The following is a 4,197-nucleotide window of genomic DNA, read 5'->3' on the forward strand; positions in this document are numbered from 1 at the left end:
GCGGTCGAGAAGGCGCTTCGGAAGCTGCCCTGCAAGACCGCCCTGATCGACGGGGAGATCGTCGTGCAGGACAGCCGCGGCGTCGCGAAGCTGGACCTGCTGGAGCACGCGCTCAGCGAAAACGACAGCCACGCGATGACCTACTTCGCGTTCGACCTCGTCCACCTCGACGGCTTCGACCTGACCGGTTGCAGGCTTTCCGACCGCAAACGGGCGCTGGACGGCCTGCTGGCGCCGCTGATCGACGGCCGCTCGCAGGTCCAGGTCTCGGACCACTTCGACGGGGAGGGCGACGCGCTGTTCGCCCAGGCCAGCCGCATGGGCATCGAGGGCATCGTCTCGAAGAAGGCCGACAGCCGCTACGTCCAGGCCCGCAGTCCCAACTGGCTGAAGGTGAAGCGCGTCGAGATCGACGCGTTCGTCGTCGTGGGCTTCCTCCAGAACATGCCGAAGAACGCCTCGTCGCTCGTGCTGGCCGAGGAGCGCAACGGCGAGCTCGAATACGCCTGTCGCGTCGGCTCGGGTATCGGCGAGGACCTGGCGCGCGAGATCTACCGCGCGCTGGAGCCGCACGTCGTCGGCAAGCCCGCGATCGCCGTCCCGCCCACGCCCGGCGCCAAATGGGTCGAACCGACGTTGAAGGTGGAGATCGGCTACCGCAGCCGCTCGCGGACCGGCGCGCCGCGGGCGCCGACGCTGATGTCCATCGCGCCCTGGAAGCCCAAGCCCGTGGCCAAGGCCGTCAAGCCCCGTCTCGTCAGCGACCGCGACCTCGCCGCCATCCACCTGACCAACCCGCAGCGCGAGTTCACGAAGGACGGCGCCGGGACCGGCGTCACCAAGCTGGACGTGGCCCTCTATTACGCCCGCGTCGGCGACTGGCTGCTGCCCGAGGTGCTGGAGCGTCCGGTCACGGTGATCCGCTGCCCGTCCGGCGACCTGAAGGAGCTGTTCTACCAGCGCCACGCCTTCAACGGCCTGCCGCCGGGCCTGGAGACCGTCGAGCTCTCCGACGAGGAGGGCCGCGCGGCCTTCATCGCCGTCACCGAGCCCAGGGGCTACCTCGGCCTCACCCAGTTCGGCGCCGTGGAGTTCCACCTCTGGGGCTGCCACATCGGCGACCCGGAACACCCCGACCGCATGGTCTTCGACCTCGACCCCGACGAGAGCCTGCCGTGGTCCCGGGTCTGCGACGGCGCGGAGATCCTGCGCGAGCGGTTGCAGGCGCTGGGCCTCACGCCCTTCCTGCGCACGACCGGCGGCAAGGGCCTGCACCTGGTCGTGGCCCTGAAGCCCGGCAAGCACGACTGGCCGACGATGAAGGGGTTCGCCGAGGCCGTCGCGCGCGCCGTGGCCGGCGACACGCCCGGCCTCTTCACCGCCATGCCGGGGAAGGATCGGCGCAAGGGCAAGATCTTCATCGACTACATCCGCAACGCCCGCGGCGCTTCGGCCGTTGCCTCCTACTCGCTGCGTGCGCGGCCCGGATTCCCGGTGGCGACCCCCATCGCCTGGGAGGAGGCGCGCAAGTTGTCGGGAGGACACACCTTCGACCGTCTTTCGGTGGTGAAGCGGCTGGAGACCTTGGCCGTCGATCCTTGGGATGGTTTATTGTCGAGTAGTTCAGAACTTACGCTGAAGATGCGGCGTGACGTCGGGATGAAGAGGTAGGGTTCCACATGGCCGGCCGGGCGAGTTGGAAGGGTTATCTCAAGCTGTCGCTGGTCTCGTGCCCGGTGAAGCTCTTTCCGGCCACGTCGGCCGCCGCGGGCAAGATCAGCTTCAACCTCCTGCACAAGGACACGCTGAACCGCGTCCAGCAGAAGTACCACGATCCCGAACTGGGCGAGATCGACCGCGCCGACCTGGTGAAGGGCTACCAGTTCGAGAAGGACAAGTACGTCGTCGTCACGGCCGAGGAGCTGGACGAGATCGAGATCGAGTCCTCCAAGACCATCGACATCGACGGCTTCGTCGACGCCGCCGACATCGACCCCATCTACCACGACAACACCTACTACCTGGCCCCAGACGGCCCGATCGCGGAGGAGACCTTCGCCGTCATCCTCGACGCCATGCGCAAGGCCGGGAAGGTGGCGATCGCCCGCATCGTGCTCGCGGGCCGCGAGCGGCAGGTGACCATCGACCCGATCGAGGACGGCTTCCGCCTGACCACGCTGCGGCCGGCCAAGGAGATCCGCGAGCCGTCGACGGCGCTGGAGCCGCTGAAGGCCAAGTACTCGCCCGACATGCTGGCCATGGCCGGCCAGATCATCGCCAGCAAGCCGATGGAGTTCCATCCCGACCGGTTCGAGGACCGCTACGAGGAGGCCCTGCTCGCGCTGGTGAAGTCGAAGATTTCGGGCGGCCAGCCGGTGATCACCAAGGCGCCCGAGCGCGGCAACGTGGTGAACCTCATGGACGCGCTCCGCCGCTCCATCGAGGAAGAGCGCCGCCCGCCGGCGCCCAGCCTTGCAAAGGGCAGTCTTGCCAAGGGCGGCCTTGCCAAGGGCAAGAAGGGCGAGGCCAGGAAGACCGCGGCGGACGTCGCCGACGTGGCCAAGCCGAAGGTCGCCACCAAGAAGAAGGCGCCCGCCGCCTCCTGATCCGATGGACGTGCGTGACCGTGCCATCGCCCTCTACGGCCGGTTCCGGGCGGGCGAACGCGAGCGGCTGGAGGCCGCGATCGGGCGCCTGGGCGGCGCCGTCGCCCGCGACCTGACTCGCCGGTCCGACATTCTGGTGGTGGGCGCGCTCGCCACCGCGCTCATCGACAGCGGCGCGCTTGCGGACCGGATCCATGCCGCCCGCGAGCGCGGCGTGCCCGTGCGGGGCGAGCGCACGTTCGCCGCGGCGCTCGCCGGGGAGGAGCAGCCGAAGCCGGCGAGCGTGCCGCTCGCCACCGCGCTGGGCGGCACGGCGCTCACGCCCGACGACGCGGAGGTCCTGGCGGCCTTCGACCTGATCCTCCTCGACGGCGACCTCGTCCGGTTCGGCGACGCGCCGACGCTGCGCACCGCCGCCGACCTGATGGCGCATGGCCGGACGCTGGGCGAGGCGGTCCGCATCCTGGCCCGCGCGCGCGACCTCGCGCCGGTCGGCCGCTACCGCATCGTGCTGACCCCCGCCGGCGACGCGGCGCTGAAGTGGGCCGACGGGGTCACCACCCTGGAAGGCCAGGGCCAGCTCGCCTTCGACGAGGCCCACGCCACGGTCGACGACCTGTTCGAAGCCGCCGCCGTCGCCGAGGCCGAGGGCGACCTCGAAGCCGCCGCGCACCTCTACGACCTGTGCGCCCGGGCCGACCGCAGGGACGCCATCGCCCCCTACAACCACGGCAACATCCGCCTGGCCCAGGGCGCCTTCGACCAGGCCCGCCTGGCTTACCAGCGCGCGCTGGCCCGCGATCCGAAGCTGCTCGAGGCGCGCTACAACCTCGCCCAGGCCCTCGACGCCGAGGGCCGCGCCGACGCCGCCTCCGACGAGCTGGTCCGCGTGCTCGACGCCGACCCGCGCTACTCCGATGCGGTGTTCAACCTCGCGCAACTGCGCATGAAGGCGGGCGCGCTCGCCGACGCCGCGGCGCTCTACCGGCGCTACCTGACCCTGGACCCGCCCGAGGACTGGGCCCGCACCGCACGCCGCGCCATCCTCTACTGCTCGGGCGTGGCCTGACGGCCGCGCCGGCCCGGGCCCATCGGAGGGCCCGCCCACAGCAAAAGCGGCCCACAGCAAAGCGGCCGGCCCCTTCCGGGACCGGCCGCCAGGCTTTCGGCAGGTCGGCGCCTGGTCTAGGCGTCGATCAGGTTCCGCTCCGCCGCGGCGGCGCGCATGTTCTTCTGCAGCTTCTCGAACGCGCGGACCTCGATCTGGCGGACGCGCTCGCGGCTCACGCCGTACTCGCCGGCCAGTTCCTCCAGCGTCGTCGGCTCGTCCTTCAGGCGCCGTTCGGTCAGGATGTGGCGCTCACGGTCGGTGAGCTCCACCATCGCCGCCTCGAGCAGGCTCATGCGGACGTTCATCTCCTGGCTGTCGGCGACCACCGACTCCTGGGACGGCGTGTCGTTGTCGACCAGCCAGTCCTGCCACTCGCTCTCGCCGTCCGAACGCAGGGGGGCGTTCAGGCTGGCGTCCCCGCCGCTCAGGCGACGGTTCATCGACACGACCTCCTCGTCCAGCACGCCCAGCTTGGTGGCG

At 70.7% G+C, this 4,197-nt stretch carries 4 protein-coding genes; 3 read left to right on the forward strand and 1 reads right to left on the reverse strand.

From position 1 onward, the window contains the following. From ligD to JNL41_RS22015, 3 genes are all read left to right on the forward strand, one after another. Positions 1 to 1,671: DNA ligase D (gene ligD, locus JNL41_RS22005; RefSeq protein ID WP_293478428.1), on the forward strand; the 1,671-nt coding region annotated here is incomplete at its 5' end. 8 nt (positions 1,672 to 1,679) lie between these two features. Then, positions 1,680 to 2,606: a Ku protein gene (locus JNL41_RS22010; protein WP_293478429.1), complete on the forward strand. Its 927-nt coding sequence runs from the start codon at positions 1,680 to 1,682 to the stop codon at positions 2,604 to 2,606. A gap of 10 nt (positions 2,607 to 2,616) precedes the next feature. Then, positions 2,617 to 3,675: a tetratricopeptide repeat protein gene (locus JNL41_RS22015; RefSeq protein ID WP_293478430.1), complete on the forward strand. Its 1,059-nt coding sequence runs from the start codon at positions 2,617 to 2,619 to the stop codon at positions 3,673 to 3,675. A 116-nt stretch (positions 3,676 to 3,791) separates the two neighbouring features. On the opposite strand, the gene JNL41_RS22020 is transcribed toward JNL41_RS22015, so the two are convergent. Next, positions 3,792 to 4,197, reverse strand: a 406-nt coding sequence (locus JNL41_RS22020) for a sigma-70 family RNA polymerase sigma factor (RefSeq protein WP_293478431.1), incomplete at its 5' end; no start/stop codon positions are given.

The organism is Phenylobacterium sp. (assembly GCF_016793285.1).
In the GTDB taxonomy this organism is placed as follows: domain Bacteria; phylum Pseudomonadota; class Alphaproteobacteria; order Caulobacterales; family Caulobacteraceae; genus Phenylobacterium.

What these genes read in the sequence shown, in the direction of transcription:
- JNL41_RS22010 (WP_293478429.1), top strand. Translation starts at nt 1,680, where the DNA reads ATGGCCGGCCGGGCGAGTTGGAAGGGTTATCTCAAGCTGTCGCTGGTC.